15 protein-coding genes and 1 pseudogene are annotated in these 17,688 nt (G+C 58.9%); 15 read left to right on the forward strand and 1 reads right to left on the reverse strand.

From position 1 onward, the window contains the following. Positions 1-86 precede the first annotated feature (86 nt). The 9 genes and pseudogenes from ACI2JR_RS20230 to ACI2JR_RS20270 all read left to right on the forward strand — a co-directional run bounded on the left by ACI2JR_RS20230 (position 87) and on the right by ACI2JR_RS20270 (position 11,466). Positions 87-1,656, forward strand: a pseudogene (locus tag ACI2JR_RS20230) (acyl CoA:acetate/3-ketoacid CoA transferase). After that, positions 1,649-2,428 carry an enoyl-CoA hydratase/isomerase family protein gene (locus ACI2JR_RS20235; RefSeq protein ID WP_132731568.1) on the forward strand — a complete coding sequence of 260 codons (780 nt, stop codon included), beginning with the start codon at positions 1,649-1,651 and terminating at the stop codon, positions 2,426-2,428. Before ACI2JR_RS20230 ends, ACI2JR_RS20235 begins: the two are co-directional and overlap by 8 nt. Before the next feature lie 104 nt (positions 2,429-2,532). Then, positions 2,533-3,954 carry an MFS transporter gene (locus ACI2JR_RS20240; protein ID WP_132731567.1) on the forward strand — a complete coding sequence of 474 codons (1,422 nt, stop codon included), beginning with the start codon at positions 2,533-2,535 and terminating at the stop codon, positions 3,952-3,954. Between the two features lie 163 nt (positions 3,955-4,117). Then, on the forward strand, positions 4,118-6,193 hold the full coding sequence (locus ACI2JR_RS20245) for an FAD-binding protein (protein WP_462479316.1): 2,076 nt from the start codon (positions 4,118-4,120) through the stop codon (positions 6,191-6,193). 57 nt (positions 6,194-6,250) lie between these two features. After that, positions 6,251-6,754: a flavodoxin gene (locus tag ACI2JR_RS20250; RefSeq protein ID WP_132731565.1), complete on the forward strand. Its 504-nt coding sequence runs from the start codon at positions 6,251-6,253 to the stop codon at positions 6,752-6,754. 555 nt (positions 6,755-7,309) lie between these two features. After that, positions 7,310-8,335 (forward strand): amino acid ABC transporter substrate-binding protein, encoded by a 1,026-nt coding sequence (locus ACI2JR_RS20255; RefSeq protein ID WP_132731564.1) that lies wholly within the window; start codon positions 7,310-7,312, stop codon positions 8,333-8,335. Positions 8,336-8,401: 66 nt separating this feature from the next. Continuing rightward, entirely contained in the window at positions 8,402-9,580 is a 1,179-nt protein-coding gene (locus ACI2JR_RS20260) for an amino acid ABC transporter permease (RefSeq protein ID WP_132731563.1), read from the forward strand. Between the two features lie 15 nt (positions 9,581-9,595). Beyond that, positions 9,596-10,696 (forward strand): amino acid ABC transporter permease, encoded by a 1,101-nt coding sequence (locus ACI2JR_RS20265; RefSeq protein WP_132731562.1) that lies wholly within the window; start codon positions 9,596-9,598, stop codon positions 10,694-10,696. A gap of 8 nt (positions 10,697-10,704) precedes the next feature. Continuing rightward, positions 10,705-11,466, forward strand: coding sequence for an amino acid ABC transporter ATP-binding protein (locus ACI2JR_RS20270; RefSeq protein WP_462479317.1), 762 nt, complete (start codon positions 10,705-10,707; stop codon positions 11,464-11,466). 38 nt (positions 11,467-11,504) lie between these two features. On the opposite strand, the gene ACI2JR_RS20275 is transcribed toward ACI2JR_RS20270, so the two are convergent. Beyond that, positions 11,505-12,905: an aminotransferase-like domain-containing protein gene (locus ACI2JR_RS20275; protein WP_132731560.1), complete on the reverse strand. Its 1,401-nt coding sequence runs from the start codon at positions 12,903-12,905 to the stop codon at positions 11,505-11,507. Positions 12,906-13,271: 366 nt separating this feature from the next. On the opposite strand from ACI2JR_RS20275, the gene ACI2JR_RS20280 reads away from it, so the two are divergent. The 6 genes from ACI2JR_RS20280 to ACI2JR_RS20305 are packed head-to-tail and all read left to right on the forward strand — an operon-like array spanning position 13,272 to position 17,675. Next, positions 13,272-13,754 (forward strand): MSMEG_0572/Sll0783 family nitrogen starvation response protein, encoded by a 483-nt coding sequence (locus tag ACI2JR_RS20280; RefSeq protein WP_004210304.1) that lies wholly within the window; start codon positions 13,272-13,274, stop codon positions 13,752-13,754. A 13-nt stretch (positions 13,755-13,767) separates the two neighbouring features. Then, a complete protein-coding gene (locus ACI2JR_RS20285) occupies positions 13,768-14,769 on the forward strand; it encodes a Nit6803 family nitrilase (protein WP_004902273.1) in 1,002 nt (333 codons plus the stop codon). Further along, the gene (locus tag ACI2JR_RS20290) at positions 14,729-15,838 is read left to right on the forward strand and encodes an MSMEG_0568 family radical SAM protein (RefSeq protein WP_462479318.1); all 1,110 of its coding nucleotides are present in this window, start codon (positions 14,729-14,731) and stop codon (positions 15,836-15,838) included. Before ACI2JR_RS20285 ends, ACI2JR_RS20290 begins: the two co-directional genes overlap by 41 nt. Before the next feature lie 12 nt (positions 15,839-15,850). After that, complete coding sequence (locus ACI2JR_RS20295; protein WP_075253147.1) at positions 15,851-16,414, forward strand: MSMEG_0567/Sll0786 family nitrogen starvation N-acetyltransferase; 564 nt, start codon at positions 15,851-15,853, stop codon at positions 16,412-16,414. Then, positions 16,411-17,373 (forward strand): sll0787 family AIR synthase-like protein, encoded by a 963-nt coding sequence (locus ACI2JR_RS20300; protein ID WP_462479319.1) that lies wholly within the window; start codon positions 16,411-16,413, stop codon positions 17,371-17,373. The genes ACI2JR_RS20295 and ACI2JR_RS20300 overlap by 4 nt, the downstream gene beginning before the upstream one ends. An 11-nt stretch (positions 17,374-17,384) precedes the next feature. After that, a complete protein-coding gene (locus ACI2JR_RS20305) occupies positions 17,385-17,675 on the forward strand; it encodes an MSMEG_0570 family nitrogen starvation response protein (RefSeq protein WP_032413253.1) in 291 nt (96 codons plus the stop codon). Positions 17,676-17,688 lie beyond the last annotated feature (13 nt).

Raw genomic sequence — 17,688 nt, forward strand, 5'->3', positions numbered from 1 at the left:
ATCGATCCAATAAATATTAAAATAAATTTTTCATATAAAACAATGAATTGTTTTTTTAAATTAAATCGAAATAATTGGAGGGTCGTATGAAAAAGCAACTGATTACCGCTGATGAAGCCGCAGCGCTCATACCCGATGGCAGCACCGTTACTGTTTCCTCATCCAGCGGTATGGGGTGCCCGGATACAGTACTTGCAGCCATTGGCGAGCGCTACGCTCGTACAGGACACCCCAGCTCTCTGACCACCATCCATCCTATTGCGGCGGGCGATATGTACGGCGTGAAGGGCATCGATCACATCGCAATCCCAGGACTGCTCTCCAAAGTGATCGCCGGTTCATACCCATCGGGCCCTTCATCGGCAACGCCGCCGGCCATCTGGCAGATGATCACCGGCAATGACATTCCGGCCTGGAACCTTCCGTCGGGTATTTTGTTTGATATGCATCGTGAAGCCGCTGCCCACCGTCCGGGCGTGTTGACCAAAACCGGTATGGATACCTTTGTCGATCCGCTCCGTCAGGGCGGTGCCATGAACGACAAGGCTAAATCTATTCCGCTGGTAGAGCGTGCGCAGTTCGCCGGCGATGAATGGCTGTTCTTCCCGTCAATCGCGCCTGACGTGGCTATCATTCGCGCCACCACGGCCGATGAACGCGGCAACCTCTCCTACGAACATGAAGGCGCTTATCTGGGGCCACTTGAACAAGCGCTGGCCGTACGCAACAACGGCGGCATCGTGATTGCACAGGTCAAACGCCGCGTCACCTCCGGCAGTATCAAGCCGAAAGATGTGCGTGTACCAGGCGTGCTGGTTGACTATGTGGTGGTGGCATCAGAGCAGACGCAGACCACACAGACCGTGTATGACCAGGCCATTTCAGGCGAAATGATTCGCCCACTGGAGGAGTTTTCCCTGATGGACAACGGTCCTGCAAAAGTGATTGCCCGCCGGGTGGCACAAGAACTCAGGGATGGGGAGGCTGTCAATCTGGGCTTCGGCATTTCAGCCAACGTGCCGCGCATTTTGCTAGAAGAACAGCGTCATGGCGAAGTGACCTGGCTACTGGAGCAGGGAGCCGTAGGGGGCGTACCGCTGCTGGAATTCCAGTTTGGCTGTGCATCGAACGCCGAAGCCATCATGCCTTCACCGCAGCAGTTCACCTACTTCCAGGGGGGCGGTTTTGACGTGACGTTGATGTCCTTTCTACAGATTGGCGCCGACGGTTCCGTCAACGTTTCGCTATTGCCTGCCCGTCCACACGTCACCGCCGGCTGCGGCGGCTTTATTGATATCACCTCTCATGTCAGGCGAGTGGTGTTCTCCGGCTTCTACAATGCCGGTGCCCAACTGGCGCTGGAAAACGGCGAGCTGCAGATCCTGCGGGAAGGTAAAGCCAAAAAAGTGGTTAGCGAAGTGGCGCACGTCACCTTCTCCGGCAAACGCGCCATTGAGCAAGGCCAGCAGGTGATGTATGTGACCGAGCGCTGCGTGCTGGAGCTGACCGCAGACGGCCTGGTCGTGACCGAAATTGCGCCGGGCGTGGATCTGGAGCGCGACATCCTGCTGCAGAGCGAGACACCGCTGCGGGTATCACCCGATCTGAAAGTCATGGACCGCAGCCTGTTTACTGAGGAGAACCCATCATGAGTAACGGAAGTATTAGCCTTGAGATTAACGGGCATGTTGCCACGCTGCTGCTGAACCGCCCGGAAAAACTCAATGCGCTTACGCCGGAAATGCTTGAAGAACTCGCTGGTCACTGCCGTACCCTGGAAAACAGCAGCGATGTCCGGGTGGTGTTGCTTAAGAGCGCGAGCGCGAAAGTTTTTTGCGTCGGGGCCGATATCACGCGCTGGAACGCTCTGATGCCGCTGGATATGTGGCGTAGCTGGATTCGTCGTGGCCATCAGGTCTTTGATGCACTGGCTGAACTGCCGCAGCCGGTTATTGCCTTGATGAACGGCTTGTCCTATGGCGGCGGGCTGGAGCTGGCCGCCGCGGCGGATATCCGGATCTGTTCGGCAAACGCGAAGATGGCCCTGCCGGAAACCGGTCTGGCCACCGTTCCGGGTTGGTCTGGTTCACAGCGCCTAACGCGCCTGATTGGCTCACCGATGGTGAAAGAAATGGCATTCACAGGAGAGCCCGTAGATGCCATCAGAGCGCGGGAATGCGGGCTGGTCAATCGGGTGGTAGAAGATGCTGCGCTTGCTGACGTCGGTCTGCAGATGGCGCATCAGATTGCGGCGCGCGCGCCGATTGCGGTTCAGATGGCGAAGCAAATCATTGACGCCGGCGACGGGATTGCCGTCGGTCGAACGCTTGAAGCGCTGGCTGGGGCATATACAGCCACCACGGAAGATGCCCGTGAGGGTGGGCAGGCATTCAGGGAAAAACGACAACCGGAATTCAAGGCACGCTGATTCTGTGACTAAGGATGCCCATACCGGGCGTCATTCATTATAAATAAGATACCCACAATGCCGGAATATTAATCCTGTTTAAGATTCCGGCGGGAGATGACTTTATGAATACCCGCACTCAGAATAATACCGCCGGGAATAACACCTCCCTGCTACATGATGAAGTCACAACAAAAGATTTACGCCGTGCCGCCTGGACCTGTTCGCTTGGCAGCGCGCTGGAATATTATGATTTTGCGCTTTATAGCCTTGCTTCAGCGATTATTTTTGGCCCACTCTTCTTCCCGCATCAGGGGCCGGGCATGGCCCTGATCGCCAGCTTCGGTACATACTTCCTGGGTTTCGCCATCCGTCCGGTTGGCGGGATTCTTTTCGGTTCGCTGGGAGACCGTCTGGGACGCAAGTTTGTACTGTTGGCGACCGTCTTGCTGATGGGGACGGCAAGTACGCTGATCGGCTTCCTGCCCACCTATGAAACTGTCGGTATCTGGGCGCCGATTATGCTCGTCGCGCTTCGTTTGCTACAGGGGCTGGGGGCCGGTGCCGAGCAGGCGGGGGCGGCAGTTCTGATGACAGAGTACGCGCCTAAAGGGAAGCGAGGATTTTATGCCTCATTGCCGTTCCTCGGCATCCAGATTGGTACCTTTATCGCCGCTGCCGTCTACTTCATGCTGCTGAATATGGAAACCAATGTGGCGGAAGGCTGGCTGTGGCGCGTGCCGTTCCTGGCAAGCGTATTCATCATCGCCATCGCTGTATATATCCGTCTGCATCTGAAGGAATCGCCCTCGTTCGCAAAACTTGAGGCTAAAAAGCAGGTTACCGATAAGCCGCTGCGCAACCTGTTGAAAACGTCTCGCCGTAACGTCCTGATTGGTATAGGCCTGCGTTTGGGGGAAAACGGTGGTTCGTCAATTTATCAGGCGCTTGCGGTCAGCTATCTGGTGGGCGTTGTCGGTATGGAGAAGGTTGTCGGTACGCTGTGCCTGATTTCAGCGGTCGTAGTCGGGGCGATTGTCGTACCGATCGCTGGCTGGCTGACTGACCGTTTTGGCCGCGTCATCGTTTACCGTTCATTTGCTATCTTCCAGCTGGCTATCGCCTTCCCGGTATGGTGGACCTTCAGTCACGGGAATGTGACCAGCTCCATCGTCATGTTGTCCGTTGCACTTGGTGTCGGTTCATGGGGAATGTTTGGGGCGCAGGGAGCCTATATGCCGGAGCTTTTTGGCGCCCGTCACCGCTACATCGGTGTGGCGCTGGCGAGGGAAGTGTCTGCTGTGATTGCCGGGGGGCTCGCGCCGCTGGTGGGTTCCGCGTTGATTGCATGGGCCGTTACTACCGCTGATCCTACCGGTCGTGCAGCCTGGGTATTCATTGCTTCGTACCTGTGCCTGCTGACGCTAGGGACCGTTATTGCAACCTTCATATCGCCAGAGACGCGTGACCGCGACCTGGATGATGTGAACGATGCGGCGAAAGCGGATAAACGTCTACCTGCGGCAGCGCCTCACCACTCGGCATAGCCGGGCGTTAAACCTCCCCCGGCTCTCTGCCGGAGAGGTTTATGCAGGAGCAATCGGTGGCCGTTATAGCGTGCGTTCCTGCATCTGCCCATCCTTGCTACTGTCGTACGACCGTCCCGCGCCCCCTGCAGAATTTCGATAAAGACCAGCGATGGAGTAGAAAATGAGTTTTATTGATCGGCAAATCCTTAGCGAACTGACGCAGGTTTCCTTCCCGAAAGGATTCCGGACGGCGGAAGTCGCTGACGTTGTGCAACAGGACGGTGAGGAGTATCCCGTTTATCGCGCCGATGCCGTGGTGGTAGGTTCCGGTGCGGCCGGGCTGCGTGCCGCCGTTGAGCTGAAACGCCGTGGTCTGAACGTACTTATCGCCACCGCCGGGCTGTATATGGGCACGTCAGCCTGTTCCGGTTCAGACAAGCAGACACTGTTTACCGCTGCGACCTCTGGCAAGGGCGATAATTTCCTGCGACTTGCCGAGGCATTAGGCAGCGGAGGCGGAATGGATGCTGACACAGCCTATGTTGAAGCCGTCGGATCTATTCATACCCTGGCCGGATTGCAGTATCTCGGGCTGGAATTGCCTGAGGACCGCCTGGGGGCCATCCTTCGCTACAAGACAGATCATGACGACGCGGGCAGGGCGACGTCGTGCGGGCCACGCACTTCGCGCCTGATGGTCAAGGTGCTGCTGCAGGAAGTGCTGCAGCTTGGCATTCCGCTGCTGAGCGGCGCCACGGCGCTGCGCCTGCTACGTCAGAATGATGAGACGGGTACGGAGCGTTGCGCTGGTATGGTGGTTGCAACAGGCGGACGAAGCAGGAACGCCAACGGGCTTGGCGTCATCCTGGCGCCAAACGTGGTGCTGGCGACCGGGGGGCCAGGAGAGATGTATCGCGACAGCGTATACCCCAAAAAATGCTTTGGCTCGCTGGGACTGGCTCTGGAGGAAGGGCTGGCGCTGGTTAACATCATTGAAAGCCAATTTGGGATCGGTACGCCGCGCACGGCTTTTCCCTGGAATCTGTCCGGCACGTATGTTCAGGTCATGCCTTATATCTACTCCGTTGATGGCGCAGGCGCAGAGTTCAACTTTCTGGCGGACTACTACCGGACCACGCAGGAGCTGGCGTCCAACGTTTTCCGGAAGGGATATCAGTGGCCATTCCACGCTACGCGCACCCTGGACTTTGGCTCAAGCCTGGTCGATATGGCGATTGCCAAAGAGCAAACGCGGGGGCGTAAAGTATTTATGGATTTTCTGCGTAATCCGCAGCCGGTACCGGGCGACCGGCCCTTCAGCCTCGACAGGCTGGATGACGACGTGCGCGCCTATCTGGAAAACAATAATGCGTTGGTGGAACGGCCTGTCGATCGTCTGCGTCAGATGAATCCTCTTTCTATTTCTTTGTACCAGATGCACGGCAATGACCTGGAAACCACCCCGCTGCAGTTCGCCATGAATAACCAGCATATGAATGGCGGTATTGACGTGGATATCTGGGGGCAGACTTCGCTACCTGGCTGCCACGCCATCGGCGAAGTTTCCGGGACTCATGGCGTGACCCGACCGGGAGGCGCCGCGCTCAACGCGGGGCAGGTTTTTGGCGTGCGCGCGGCGCAGTATATCGCTGGCGCTGGAAAGCGCGGTTCGGCAGACGACCTGCCCTCGCTTGCCGCTCCCGTGCTGGCTCAGGTTAACAGGGTGATTCGGGACGCGCTCGGCAATCATAATGGCATGACGCTGCGCGAGATTCGCGATCAGATCCAGTCGCGCATGTCGGACTACGCCGGGTTTCTGTGTTCTGCCGGTGAGATTTCCGGCGCGCGTGAACAGGCCGATAGGCTGAAAGACCGCGTCTATGCCGGCGGGCTTGCGATTGGCCATGTCGCTGAGGTGGGCGAACTGTTCATGTGGCGACATCTGTCGCTGGCCTCTGCGGCGGTACTGACCATGCTGGAACAATACGTTCGTAATGGCGGCGGTAGCCGCGGCGCGCGCATCATTCTGGATCCTGAGGGCGAGTGCGTACCGAAGATTCGCTCTGGCATTTGCGAAGAGTGGCGTTTTCGCCCGGAACGAGATGAGGATAAAAATTACAAGTTCACGATTCGCTACCTGGGCGACCGCTTCGTGGTTGAGAAGACGCCACTCAGGGCAATGCCGGATATGAGCAACACCTACTTTGAGAGAAACTGGCCGGATTTCCTGACCGGAAAAATTTTTGGCCGGGCGTAATTCTGGCCCTCAACCCCCTTCGATGTTGAGGGCTTCTCCAGCGCGCAGGACCGGACTATGAGAATCGCTATTGTTTATGGCAGCACGACACGTTACACCGAGCGGGTTGCCGACAAAATTGCTGCCCAGCCAGGGTTTGAAACCGCTGAGCTGATTGATATTGAGGAAGGCAGCGTCAGTGAGCTACTGGATTTTGATTTCATTATCTTTGGTATTCCAACCTGGGACTATGGTGAGGTGCAGGCATCCTGGCAAAACGTCTGGGACGATATTGACCGCGCTGATTTTACCCACAAGCTGTGCGCTTTTTTTGGCCTCGGTGATCAGATGGGGTATTCGGAATGGTTTGTGGACGCGATGGGGCTGTTGCATGACAAAGTTGTGCGGCAGGGCGGGGTGGCTATCGGCGACTGGCCAACGGAAGGCTATCACTGCAATACCCGGCTCTCCATTGCAGGAAACCGCTTCGTGGGCTTGCCCGTTGACGAAGTTAACCAGGCCGAACTGACGGATGAACGCATAAAAATCTGGTGTGGTCAGCTGCGGGACATCATCGGCTAAGCGGTGAAATTCGCCGGACGCGAAGATATGGCCCGCGAGAGGCCCCATCAATGTTATGAAGGGACGGAGTCAGTATGACGAAGCCGGCGTCTTCCACGGGGAATAAAGGAACCCACTCGTATTCGCTCATCTGAAAGGAGCGTTTATGCCCCCTGACTTTAGTCTGCAAAACGATGGCGCGCGATGTACTGTATGCCCGTCATACTCCAGGCCGCATGTGCGTTGTCTGCATTCGTTCACCCCCTCACTTACCTGCGCATGACCCGATCTGCGGGGTCAGTGGCCCGCGCTCTCTCCATGCCTTCCCGTCGTGAAAGGTTGCACCGTTTGTGATCGGCGTGACGCCGTATTGCTCCCTTTTGGTATTCCGCCGTCATCGTGGTTTTCAGGATGCGTAAGATTATAAATAGTTATTACCAATGATTTCAGTGAGTCAGGGAATCTGGCACCAGAATTGCTTATTCATCAGTGGCTGACTGCCGCACACAGAAAAAGCGCACTTAAAGCGCGCAATGCAACCACATAACCACACGATTTATCCATACAGGATGCTTTATGAAAAAGATGATGTTCTCCACTTTATTCGCAGCAGCTTCTCTGCTTGCTGTCGCGCAGCAAGCGCACGCGGGCGCCACGTTGGATGCAATTAAGAAGAAAGGGTTTGTTCAGTGCGGGATCAGCGATGGTCTGCCGGGCTTCTCTTATGCCGATGCCGGCGGCAAATTCACCGGTATTGATGTGGATGTCTGCCGCGCGACGGCGGCTGCGGTGTTTGGTGATGCCAGCAAGGTGAAATATACCCCGCTGACGGCAAAAGAGCGTTTTACCGCCCTGCAATCCGGCGAAGTGGACATTCTGTCCCGCAACACCACCTGGACCTCTTCGCGCGATGGCGGCATGGGCTTCCTGTTCGCCGGCGTGAACTATTATGACGGCATCGGCTTTCTGACCCATCAAAAGGCCGGTCTCAAAAGCGCGAAAGAGCTGGATGGCGCCACCGTCTGTATCCAGGCCGGTACTGATACCGAGCTGAACGTCGCGGATTACTTCAAAGCCAACAACATGCAATACACGCCGGTGACCTTCGACCGCTCTGACGAATCCGCCAAAGCCCTCGACAGCGGCCGCTGCGATACTCTGGCGTCCGACCAGTCTCAGCTGTATGCGCTGCGTATTAAGCTGGGCAAACCGGACGAGTTCATTGTGTTACCTGAAGTGATTTCCAAAGAGCCGCTGGGCCCGGTGGTTCGCCGCGGGGATGACGACTGGTTCACCATCGTCAAATGGTCGCTGTACGCCATGCTGAACGCGGAAGAAATGGGGATCAACTCGAAAAACGTCGATCAGATGGCGGCAAAACCGTCCAACCCGGACATCGCTCACCTGCTGGGGGCTGAAGGCGACTTTGGCAAAGATCTGAAGCTCGACAACAAATGGGCGTTCAACATTATTAAACAGGTCGGTAACTACCAGGAAAGCTTTGACCGCAACGTCGGTAAAGACAGCGAGCTGAAAATTTCGCGTGGCCTGAATGCACTCTGGAACCAGGGCGGAATTCAGTACGCCCCGCCGGTACGTTAATTCTGCCTTCCAGTCGGGCACTGCGCCCTGCGGTGCCCAATGCGTTTTTTTCACTGAGGTTTCAACATGTCTCAACGCCCAACCGTAAAAAGGGATTTTTCGATCGGTAATCCTACGGTTCGCGCCTGGTTTTACCAGATAGTCGCCATTGTGGCCGTGGTTGCCGTTGTCGGGTATCTCATCCACAACACGGTGATCAACCTGGCCAATCGCGGCATTACATCCGGTTTTGCTTTTCTGGAACGTAGCGCCGGCTTCGGCATCGTCCAGCATCTGATTGATTACACTGAAGGTGATACCTACGCGCGCGTGTTTATGGTGGGGTTGACCAATACCCTGCTGGTTTCCGCGCTCTGTATCGTTTTCGCCTCCGTTCTCGGGTTCTTTATCGGCCTCGCGCGTCTGTCGGATAACTGGCTGCTGCGCAGGCTATCGACTATTTACATCGAAACGTTCCGCAATATTCCGCCGTTGTTGCAGATTTTCTTCTGGTATTTCGCGGTGCTGCGTAATCTGCCCGGCCCGCGCCAGGCGCTGAATGCATTCGATCTGGTCTTTGTGAGCAACCGTGGCCTGTACCTCCCATGGCCGACCTCGGCGCCGGGCACCTGGCCCTTTGTCATCGCCCTGGCGCTGGCGATCGCCGGTAGCGTCGCGTTGTTCAGGTTTAACCGTAAACATCAGCTCAAGACCGGCCGCCTGCGCCGCACCTGGCCGTTCGCCGTGGCGATGATCGTCGTCTTCCCGCTGATCGCCCATCTGCTGTTTGGGGTCGCCACCCACTGGGATCTCCCGCAGCTCCGTGGGTTTAACTTCCGCGGTGGGTTCGTCATGATCCCGGAACTGGCTTCTTTGACGCTGGCCCTGTCGATCTACACATCGTCGTTTATTGCCGAAGTGATTCGCTCCGGTATCCAGTCGGTGCCGTCCGGGCAGAATGAAGCCGCCCGTTCGCTGGGGTTGCCGAATCCGGTCACCATGCGGCAGGTGATCATCCCGCAGGCGATGCGGGTGATCGTTCCACCGCTGACCAGCCAGTACCTCAACATCGTGAAAAACTCTTCGCTGGCGGCGGCAATCGGCTACCCGGATATGGTGTCGCTGTTTGCCGGTACGGTGTTGAATCAGACGGGGCAGGCGATTGAGACCATTGCCATCACGATGGCGGTCTATCTGAGCATCAGTCTGATTATTTCGCTGCTGATGAACCTCTACAACCGCAAAATCGCGCTGGTTGAGCGTTAAGAGAACGGGATGACTATGTCTGTGACTACACATGAAACACCGCCTGTGCCGACGAATCCGTTCGGTAAAGCCTGGGCCTGGGCACGTAAGAACCTGTTCTCCAGCTGGTTTAATACCCTGCTGACGCTGTTGTGCCTGTGGATTATCTGCAACGTAATTCCTCCGGCGCTGAACTGGCTGCTCTTCCAGGCGAACTGGGTGGGGACAACCCGCGCCGATTGCACTAAAGAAGGCGCCTGCTGGGTGTTTATCCATGCGCGCTTTGGTCAGTTTATGTATGGCCTCTATCCGCATGAACTGCGCTGGCGCATCAACCTGGCGCTGGTGATTGGGCTGCTCTCCATCATCCCGATGTTTATCAAATCGATGCCGCGCCGCGGCCGTTACATCACCTGCTGGATAGTGGCCTATCCCATCATCGTCTGGCTGCTGATGTACGGCGGCTATTTCGGCCTTGAGCGCGTAGAAACCCGCCAGTGGGGGGGCCTGACGCTGACGCTGATCATCGCGTCGGTAGGGATTGCCGGGGCTATGCCGTTGGGGATTTTACTGGCGTTGGGACGGCGTTCAAAGATGCCGGTGGTACGTACCCTGTCGGTGATTTTTATCGAATTCTGGCGCGGGGTGCCGCTGATTACCGTGCTGTTTATGTCATCGGTGATGCTGCCGCTGTTTATGGCCGAGGGGACCACCATCGATAAGCTGGTGCGCGCCCTGGTCGGGGTCATTCTGTTCCAGTCGGCCTATATTGCGGAGGTGGTGCGCGGCGGCCTACAGGCACTGCCCAAAGGGCAGTATGAAGCGGCGGAATCGCTGGCGCTGGGTTACTGGAAAACGCAGATTCTGGTCATTCTGCCCCAGGCGCTCAAGGTCACTATCCCCGGCCTGGTCAACACCATCATCGCTTTGTTTAAAGATACCAGTCTGGTGATCATCATCGGCCTGTTCGATCTTTTCAGTAGCGTACAGCAGGCAACGGTTGACCCTACATGGCTCGGTATGTCGACCGAGGGCTATGTTTTTGCCGCGCTCGTCTACTGGATTTTCTGTTTTAGCATGTCGCGCTTTAGCCAGCATCTGGAAAAGCGTTTTCATACCGGGCGTAAATCGCACTGAGGTTTTACATGACACAATCTATGATTCATTCTGCTGACGCGATGATGATCTCGCTCGAAAATGTGAATAAATGGTACGGACAGTTCCATGTATTGAAAGACATTAACCTGCAGGTGAAACCGCGCGAACGTATCGTGCTCTGCGGGCCCTCGGGATCGGGGAAATCGACCACCATTCGCTGTATCAACCACCTCGAAGAGCACCAGCAGGGGCGTATCGTGGTTGATGGTATTCATCTCAATGATGATGTGCGCAATATCGAGCGCGTGCGCACGGAAGTCGGCATGGTCTTCCAGCACTTTAATCTTTTCCCGCACCTGACCGTCCTGCAGAACTGTACGCTGGCGCCGACCTGGGTGCGTAAGATGCCGAAGAGGGAGGCGGAAGAGCTGGCGATGCACTATCTGCAGCGGGTACGCATCGCCGAACATGCGCATAAGTTCCCGGGGCAGCTCTCCGGCGGTCAGCAGCAGCGCGTCGCGATTGCCCGTTCGCTGTGCATGAAACCCAAAATCATGTTATTTGATGAGCCGACCTCCGCCCTTGACCCGGAGATGGTGAAAGAGGTGCTCGATACCATGATTGGCCTGGCCGAGGACGGGATGACGATGCTGTGCGTTACCCATGAAATGGGCTTTGCCCGCACGGTGGCCGACCGGGTGATCTTTATGGATCGCGGGGAGATTGTGGAGCAGGCCCCGCCACAGGAGTTCTTCTCGCAGCCGAAATCAGAGCGTACGCGCGCGTTTCTGTCGCAGGTGATTCACTAAGATCCCGTTTGTTCCCCCTGTTCAGGCAGGGGGCATTCCTACAAAATCACGCTGCCAAAGTTCAGCGGGTTGCGCATCACGTGGGCCAGGGTATGTAAATTTTCAGTGCAGACTTCCCGCGACCAGGCGCCGCCGAGGCAAATCCGAATGGCGTCCGGCGGGTTGTTATCGGTACAGAAGGCGGCGCTGGAGACGGCGCTGACCCCGAGATCGCGCAGCTGCACCGCCATTTCCGCAGGGTTCCAGTTAAAATGCCGCGGGAGCTGCAGCCAGAGGTGGAAGCCCTCCGGGGTTGCCCGATAGCTGAACTCCTTGAGAATGTCGGCGGCTATTTTCTGGCGGATCGCCGATTCGGCGCGCACCGACTGCAATACCCGATCCGCCGTCCCCTCCTGAATCCACTGTGCGGCCAGGGCGTTGGTCAGCGGACTGGCCATGACGTTCAGCGCCCGCAGCGCCCCCGCCAGCAGCTGCGTATTGCGTTTCCCCGGTCCTTTGACAAACGCCGTGCGCAGCCCGGGGCCGAAGCACTTCGACATCCCGGTAAGATACCAGGTCAGTTCGGGAATCAGCTCGCTGAAAGAGGCGATATGCTGCGTCGCCAGCGCGGCGTACGCCTCATCCTCGATCACCGGGATGCTGTAGCGCAGCGCGACGTCCGCCAGCGCCTCGCGCCGACGTAACGGCAGGGTCAGGGTGGTGGGGTTCTGGATCGTCGGGTTGACGTAGAGCGCGCGAATATTGCCGGTCTGGCACTGATGTTCAAACGCGCGCGGCAGCGGGCCGTCCTCATCGCAGGGGAGGGATTGCAGCGTAATATTTAGCTGGCTGGCGATGGCTTTCAGTCCGGGATAGATCAAATCGCTGACGCACACGCTGCCGCCGTGGCGACACAGCAGCGTCAGCAGCCCCACCAGCGCGCTGTGGATCCCCGGCGCGACCAGAATCTCGTCGATGCTGACCGGCGGCAGTTGCTTCTCCAGCCACACTTTCGCCATTGCTTTATCATCCGCGAGGCCGCCAAAATCCTGGTAGCGCAGCAGGGCCAGAATATTTTTCTGGGTAAATAGGTTAATGGCCCCTGCGGCGATCGCCTGCGCCAGCTCCTCTCCCGGCTCAATCGGCGAGTTCATGGTCATCTCATAGCTGCTGCCGCCGTTGAGCGGTACCGAGGGTACTTTGCCGCGGATAAAGCTCCCCAGCCCCGGACGAGAGTCGATCAGCCCGCGCCGCCTGGCTTCGGCGTAACCGCGGGTCGCCGTGGTGTAGTTAATCGCCAGCAGGGCCGCCAGATCGCGCAGCGGCGGCAGGCGGTCGCGGGGCTGAAACTCTCCGCTGTTGATGCCATCGGCAATGATATCGGCAATCAGCAGGTAGGCCGGGCGCGCCGTATGCTGCTGTTGATGGGTTTTCCAGCGGTTGGCGATTTTGTTCAGCATAGGGCTCCCCCTGAAAAGAGCGGCAAAGAGTGACACTATTCCCTGTTGTTTGGTGCTATGCAATCATATTTACCATTGATTGCATTATTGATTGCATGATGATTTTGATTGTGTGCATTTGTGGTGCAAAAAGGCATCAAATCGGTGCGTTTCCCCGGAATGGTGCGGGTTCTGTACGGAGCTGAAGGCGGGGCGATCGCCGGGATAAAAATTTTTTAGCGCACAATTTGAGCAATTGATAGGTCATTGATTGCATCCCCGCGATCGTCCGCTGGCACGGCGCTTGCTCTACTCCCATGGCATCACCTGCGGATGTGCCATAACGGGGAGAGACACTCCCCCTATAACTATCGGGAGAAGAGCGCTATGCCAAAAGTCACATTACCAGCCCACCAGACCGGTGATTTTCTGGTCGATTATGAAGAGAAAGTCTTTGAGGACGTAAAAGCCGAGCCGGGGCAGAAGGCGCTGGTGACGTTCCACACCGTCGCTTTCGAAGGTTCGATCGGCTTCGTCAATATGCTGCAGGCCACCCGTCTGCAGCGCAAAGGTTTCGCCACCTCCATCCTGCTGTACGGCCCGGGGGTGATGCTCGGCGTGCAGCGCGGGTTCCCCACCCTCGGCGCCGAAGCTTTCCCTGGCCATCAGAACTACGCCAATCAGCTGACGAAGTTTATGTCCGAAGGCGGGAAAGTCTACGCCTGCCGCTTTGCCCTGCAGGCGCTGTACGGCCACGGCGAACCCTCCCTGCTGGAAGGCATTCGCCCCATCAACCCGCTGGATGTACTCGATCTCAAACTGCTCCACGTGCGGGATAACGCGGTCATCATCGACACCTGGACGATGTAAACGGAGGCGCATGATGGCTGAATCACGCATTATTCGTGCGGCGGCAGCCCAGATTGCACCGGACCTTCATGAGGCCAGCAGGACGCTGGCCCGGGTTCTGGAGGCAATCGACGAGGCTGCGGAGCAGGGGGCGGAGATCATCGTTTTTCCGGAGACGTTTGTTCCCTACTACCCCTACTTCTCGTTTATTACCCCGGCGATCAGCGCGGGAGCCGCCCATCTCAAGCTGTATGAACAGGCCGTCGTGGTGCCGGGGCCGATCACCTGTGCCGTCGGCGAGCGCGCGCGTCTGCGCGGCATCGTGGTCGTCCTGGGGGTGAACGAACGCGATCGCGGCACGCTCTACAATACCCAGCTGGTTTTCGATGCCAGCGGCGAACTGGTGCTCAAGCGGCGCAAAATCACGCCGACCTACCATGAACGCATGATCTGGGGGCAGGGCGACGGCGCCGGGCTGAAGGTGGTGGATACCGCCGTCGGGCGGGTGGGCGCCCTGGCGTGCTGGGAACACTACAACCCGCTGGCGCGCTATAGCCTGATGACGCAGCACGAAGAGATCCACTGCAGCCAGTTTCCCGGCTCGCTGGTCGGCCCCATTTTCGCCGAGCAGATGGAGGTCACGATTCGCCACCATGCGCTGGAGTCCGGCTGCTTTGTCATCAATGCCACCGGCTGGCTGAGCGAAGAGCAGATCGCTGAACTGACCCCGGATCCCGCCCTGCAGAAGGGGCTGCGGGGCGGTTGTCACACCGCCATCATCTCGCCGGAGGGCCGTCATCTGGCGCCGCCGCTGACCCAGGGCGAAGGAATACTGATTGCCGATTTGGATATGGCGCTGATTACCAAACGCAAACGGATGATGGATTCGGTCGGCCACTACGCCCGCCCGGAATTGCTGAGCCTGCGGCTGGATAACACGCCGGCCCGCTATGTCGTGACGCGTGAAACAGAACCCGAAACCGGAGGAGGTCGCGATGCAGAACATACCGTCCACGCGCCAGCAGCTGATTACTGAGCTGCTGACCCAGGGGGTTAACGTCATTAACCCGCAGCAGGAGCACGTCAGCCGCCACGGCGGCGCCGGGCCATCGGATCATCAGGCGATGAACATTGACGGTGTGACGGTGATGGTGCCGATATACACCCACGCCGCCCATCGCTCGCCGTGGCAGGTGAAGCACGAGGCGTCCGGCGCCGCCCGGCTGTTTAACAACGCCATCCCGGTGCGGGAGATTAGCTTCGCCAGCAAACCCAGGTTTTACGATCGGCAAACGGCGGACGGGATCCCCTATTCGCACATTGCCACCCTGCACGGCACCGACGTGCTGGCGACCACCATCCTACAGACCTGTATTCGCTATGAGAACCGGGCGAAGGCCTGCCAGTTCTGCGCCATCGGCCAGTCGCTGGCCGCCGGGCGCACCATTGCCCGGAAAACGCCGGAGCAGCTGGCCGAAGTGGCGAGGGCGGCGGTGGAGCTGGACGGGGTAAAACACATGGTGATGACCACCGGCACGCCGTCGGGCAGCGACCGCGGCGCGCGCATTCTGGTGGAAAGCGCCCTCGCCATTAAAGCCGCGGTGGACCTGCCGCTGCAGGGGCAGTGCGAGCCGCCGGGGGACGCGAAATGGTTTACGCGGATGAAAGAGGCCGGTATCGATGCGCTGGGGATGCACCTGGAGGCGGTGACGCCGGAGGTCCGCGCGCGCATCATGCCGGGCAAAGCGCAGGTCAGCGTCGAGCAGTACCTTGAGGCCTTCGCCGACGCGGTAGCGGTCTTCGGGCGCGGGCAGGTCAGCACCTATATTCTTGCTGGCCTGGGGGACACGCCGGAGGCCATTCTGTCGCTATCGCAAACGCTGATTGGTCTGGGCGTCTATCCGTTCGTCGTGCCCTTTGTGCCGATCAGCGGTACGCCGCTGGAGCACCATCCGGCGCCGGACAGCCGGTTTATGTCCTCGATTTTGCAACCTCTGGGCCAGATGCTGAACCAGGCGCATTTGCGCTCCAGCGATATCAAAGCCGGCTGCGGCCGCTGCGGCGCCTGCTCGTCGCTCTCCAGCTTTGAACAGGACACGGCCTAAGAGGAGCGAGCGATGAATGAATATGCCGGATATACCATTAAATGGGTCACGCTGCCGTGGGAGCGCGAGCAGGCCTATGCGCTGCGTCGGCAGGTTTTTTGCCGCGAGCAGGGGCTGTTCGCCGATGACGATCGCGATGAGATCGATGACCACGCCCACCTGCTGGTGGCGCTGGGCTGCGTGGCCGGCTGGCACGACCGGGTGGTCGGCACGGTGCGCATCCATCAGCAGTCGCCGGGAGTCTGGCTGGGGTCGCGGCTGGCGGTGGACGCCGCCTATCGCCGCCAGGGGCAGCTGGGGCCGACGCTGATCCGCCTCGCGGTATGCAGCGCGCACGCCCTGGGCTGCGAGGCGTTTTATGCCCAGGTCCAGCATCAGAACGAACCGCTATTTCGCCGCATGCGCTGGCAAACCCTGGAGTGGCTTGAGCTGCGCGGCGTCAGGCATGCCCGGATGCAGGCCGATTTAGCGTTTTACCCGCCCTGCGACGATCCCCGGAGCGGGATGGTGATCCCGACCTCGCGTCCTCCGCGAACCGCTGACGCCGCGGCTTTTCTGACGGGGGGGCGCGTATGAATCCGAGCCTGCCGGCGCTGATCGCGCGGTTACACGCCTTTAGCGGCATCGCGCATAAGCGCGACATCCAGCAGGTGGCGCGCGAGCTGCGCGACGCCTGGCCCAATCCGTGTCCCAACGGCGATGACTGCGCGCTGATCCCGGACGGCAGCGGCTACAAGCTGCTGGCGATAGAGGGATTTATCAACCGCTTTGTGGCAGAAGACCCGTGGTTTGCCGGCTGGTGCGGGGTGATGGTCAACCTGAGCGATATCGCCGCGATGGGCGGGCGCCCGCTGGCGGTGGTCAACGCGCTGTGGGACGAGGCGCAGCCGCACGCGGCGCAGATCTTACAGGGGATGGCCGCGGCCTCGCGCGCCTATCAGGTGCCGATCGTCGGCGGACATACCAACCTGCGCAGCGAGCGGTCGCAGCTGGCCGTAGCGGTGCTCGGCGAAACGGCCAGTCCGCTCAGCAGCAGCGCGGCGCAGGCCGGGCAGACGCTGATGGTCGCCATCAACCTGCAGGGGAGGTGGCACCCGCCGGGAAATAACTGGGACGCGGCGACCCGCGCGGATCCCGTCGAACTGCGCCGGGCTCTCGCGCTGCTGCCGGAGCTGGCCGCCGAGGGGAGCCTCTGCGCTGCGAAGGATATCAGCCAGGCGGGGCTGGCCGGGACGCTGACGATGATGCTGGAGAGCTGCGGCCTCGGCGCCGAGGTGACGCTTGAGCAGATCCCGATCCCGGCGGATATCGACCTGGAGCAGTGGCTGTGCGCCTTTCCCAGCTTCGGCTTTCTGCTGGCGGTGGACGAGGCGCGCTGCCACGAGGTGGCGCAGCGCTTCGCCGCCTGCGGTATCGCCTGCGCCGCGGCGGGGCATTTTACCCGCGAGCAAAAGCTGCTCCTGCGCTACCGGGAGCAGCGCGCGTGTTACTGGGATCTGACGCAGCAGCCGTTTACCGGCATGACTCACCAATAGAGGAACAGATAATGCCTGCAATGCATTTTGTGGTGTGCTGGCCTGACGGCAGCAAAGAAACCTGTTATTCGCCATCAACGGCGATTGAGAAATACCTGTTGGTTAACCATCCCTACGCGCTGAACGAGTTTGTGCAGGTGACCACGCGCGCGCTGGATGAGGCCAGCGAAAGGGTCAACGCGAAGTTTGGCTATTACTGCTCCAGCGCGCAGGATCAATCGGCGGCGATCGTGCAAAAGGCGGCGCAGTTCAGCCCGGAGCAGAGAGTCACGGTAGAAAAAATTACCCCCATTACAGCCTGACGTTAACCGAGAA

The sequence above is a fragment of the Klebsiella sp. NPDC088457 genome (assembly GCF_044900465.1).
GTDB lineage: Bacteria > Pseudomonadota > Gammaproteobacteria > Enterobacterales > Enterobacteriaceae > Klebsiella.

Bases quoted from the DNA above. Each gene is read 5' to 3' on its own strand.
- ACI2JR_RS20235 (WP_132731568.1), top strand. From the start codon at position 1,649: ATGAGTAACGGAAGTATTAGCCTTGAGATTAACGGGCATGTTGCCACG.
- ACI2JR_RS20240 (WP_132731567.1), top strand. From the start codon at position 2,533: ATGAATACCCGCACTCAGAATAATACCGCCGGGAATAACACCTCCCTG.
- ACI2JR_RS20245 (WP_462479316.1), top strand. From the start codon at position 4,118: ATGAGTTTTATTGATCGGCAAATCCTTAGCGAACTGACGCAGGTTTCC.
- ACI2JR_RS20250 (WP_132731565.1), top strand. From the start codon at position 6,251: ATGAGAATCGCTATTGTTTATGGCAGCACGACACGTTACACCGAGCGG.
- ACI2JR_RS20255 (WP_132731564.1), top strand. From the start codon at position 7,310: ATGAAAAAGATGATGTTCTCCACTTTATTCGCAGCAGCTTCTCTGCTT.
- ACI2JR_RS20260 (WP_132731563.1), top strand. From the start codon at position 8,402: ATGTCTCAACGCCCAACCGTAAAAAGGGATTTTTCGATCGGTAATCCT.
- ACI2JR_RS20265 (WP_132731562.1), top strand. From the start codon at position 9,596: ATGTCTGTGACTACACATGAAACACCGCCTGTGCCGACGAATCCGTTC.
- ACI2JR_RS20270 (WP_462479317.1), top strand. From the start codon at position 10,705: ATGACACAATCTATGATTCATTCTGCTGACGCGATGATGATCTCGCTC.
- ACI2JR_RS20275 (WP_132731560.1), bottom strand. From the start codon at position 12,905: ATGCTGAACAAAATCGCCAACCGCTGGAAAACCCATCAACAGCAGCAT.
- ACI2JR_RS20280 (WP_004210304.1), top strand. From the start codon at position 13,272: ATGCCAAAAGTCACATTACCAGCCCACCAGACCGGTGATTTTCTGGTC.
- ACI2JR_RS20285 (WP_004902273.1), top strand. From the start codon at position 13,768: ATGGCTGAATCACGCATTATTCGTGCGGCGGCAGCCCAGATTGCACCG.
- ACI2JR_RS20290 (WP_462479318.1), top strand. From the start codon at position 14,729: ATGCAGAACATACCGTCCACGCGCCAGCAGCTGATTACTGAGCTGCTG.
- ACI2JR_RS20295 (WP_075253147.1), top strand. From the start codon at position 15,851: ATGAATGAATATGCCGGATATACCATTAAATGGGTCACGCTGCCGTGG.
- ACI2JR_RS20300 (WP_462479319.1), top strand. From the start codon at position 16,411: ATGAATCCGAGCCTGCCGGCGCTGATCGCGCGGTTACACGCCTTTAGC.
- ACI2JR_RS20305 (WP_032413253.1), top strand. From the start codon at position 17,385: ATGCCTGCAATGCATTTTGTGGTGTGCTGGCCTGACGGCAGCAAAGAA.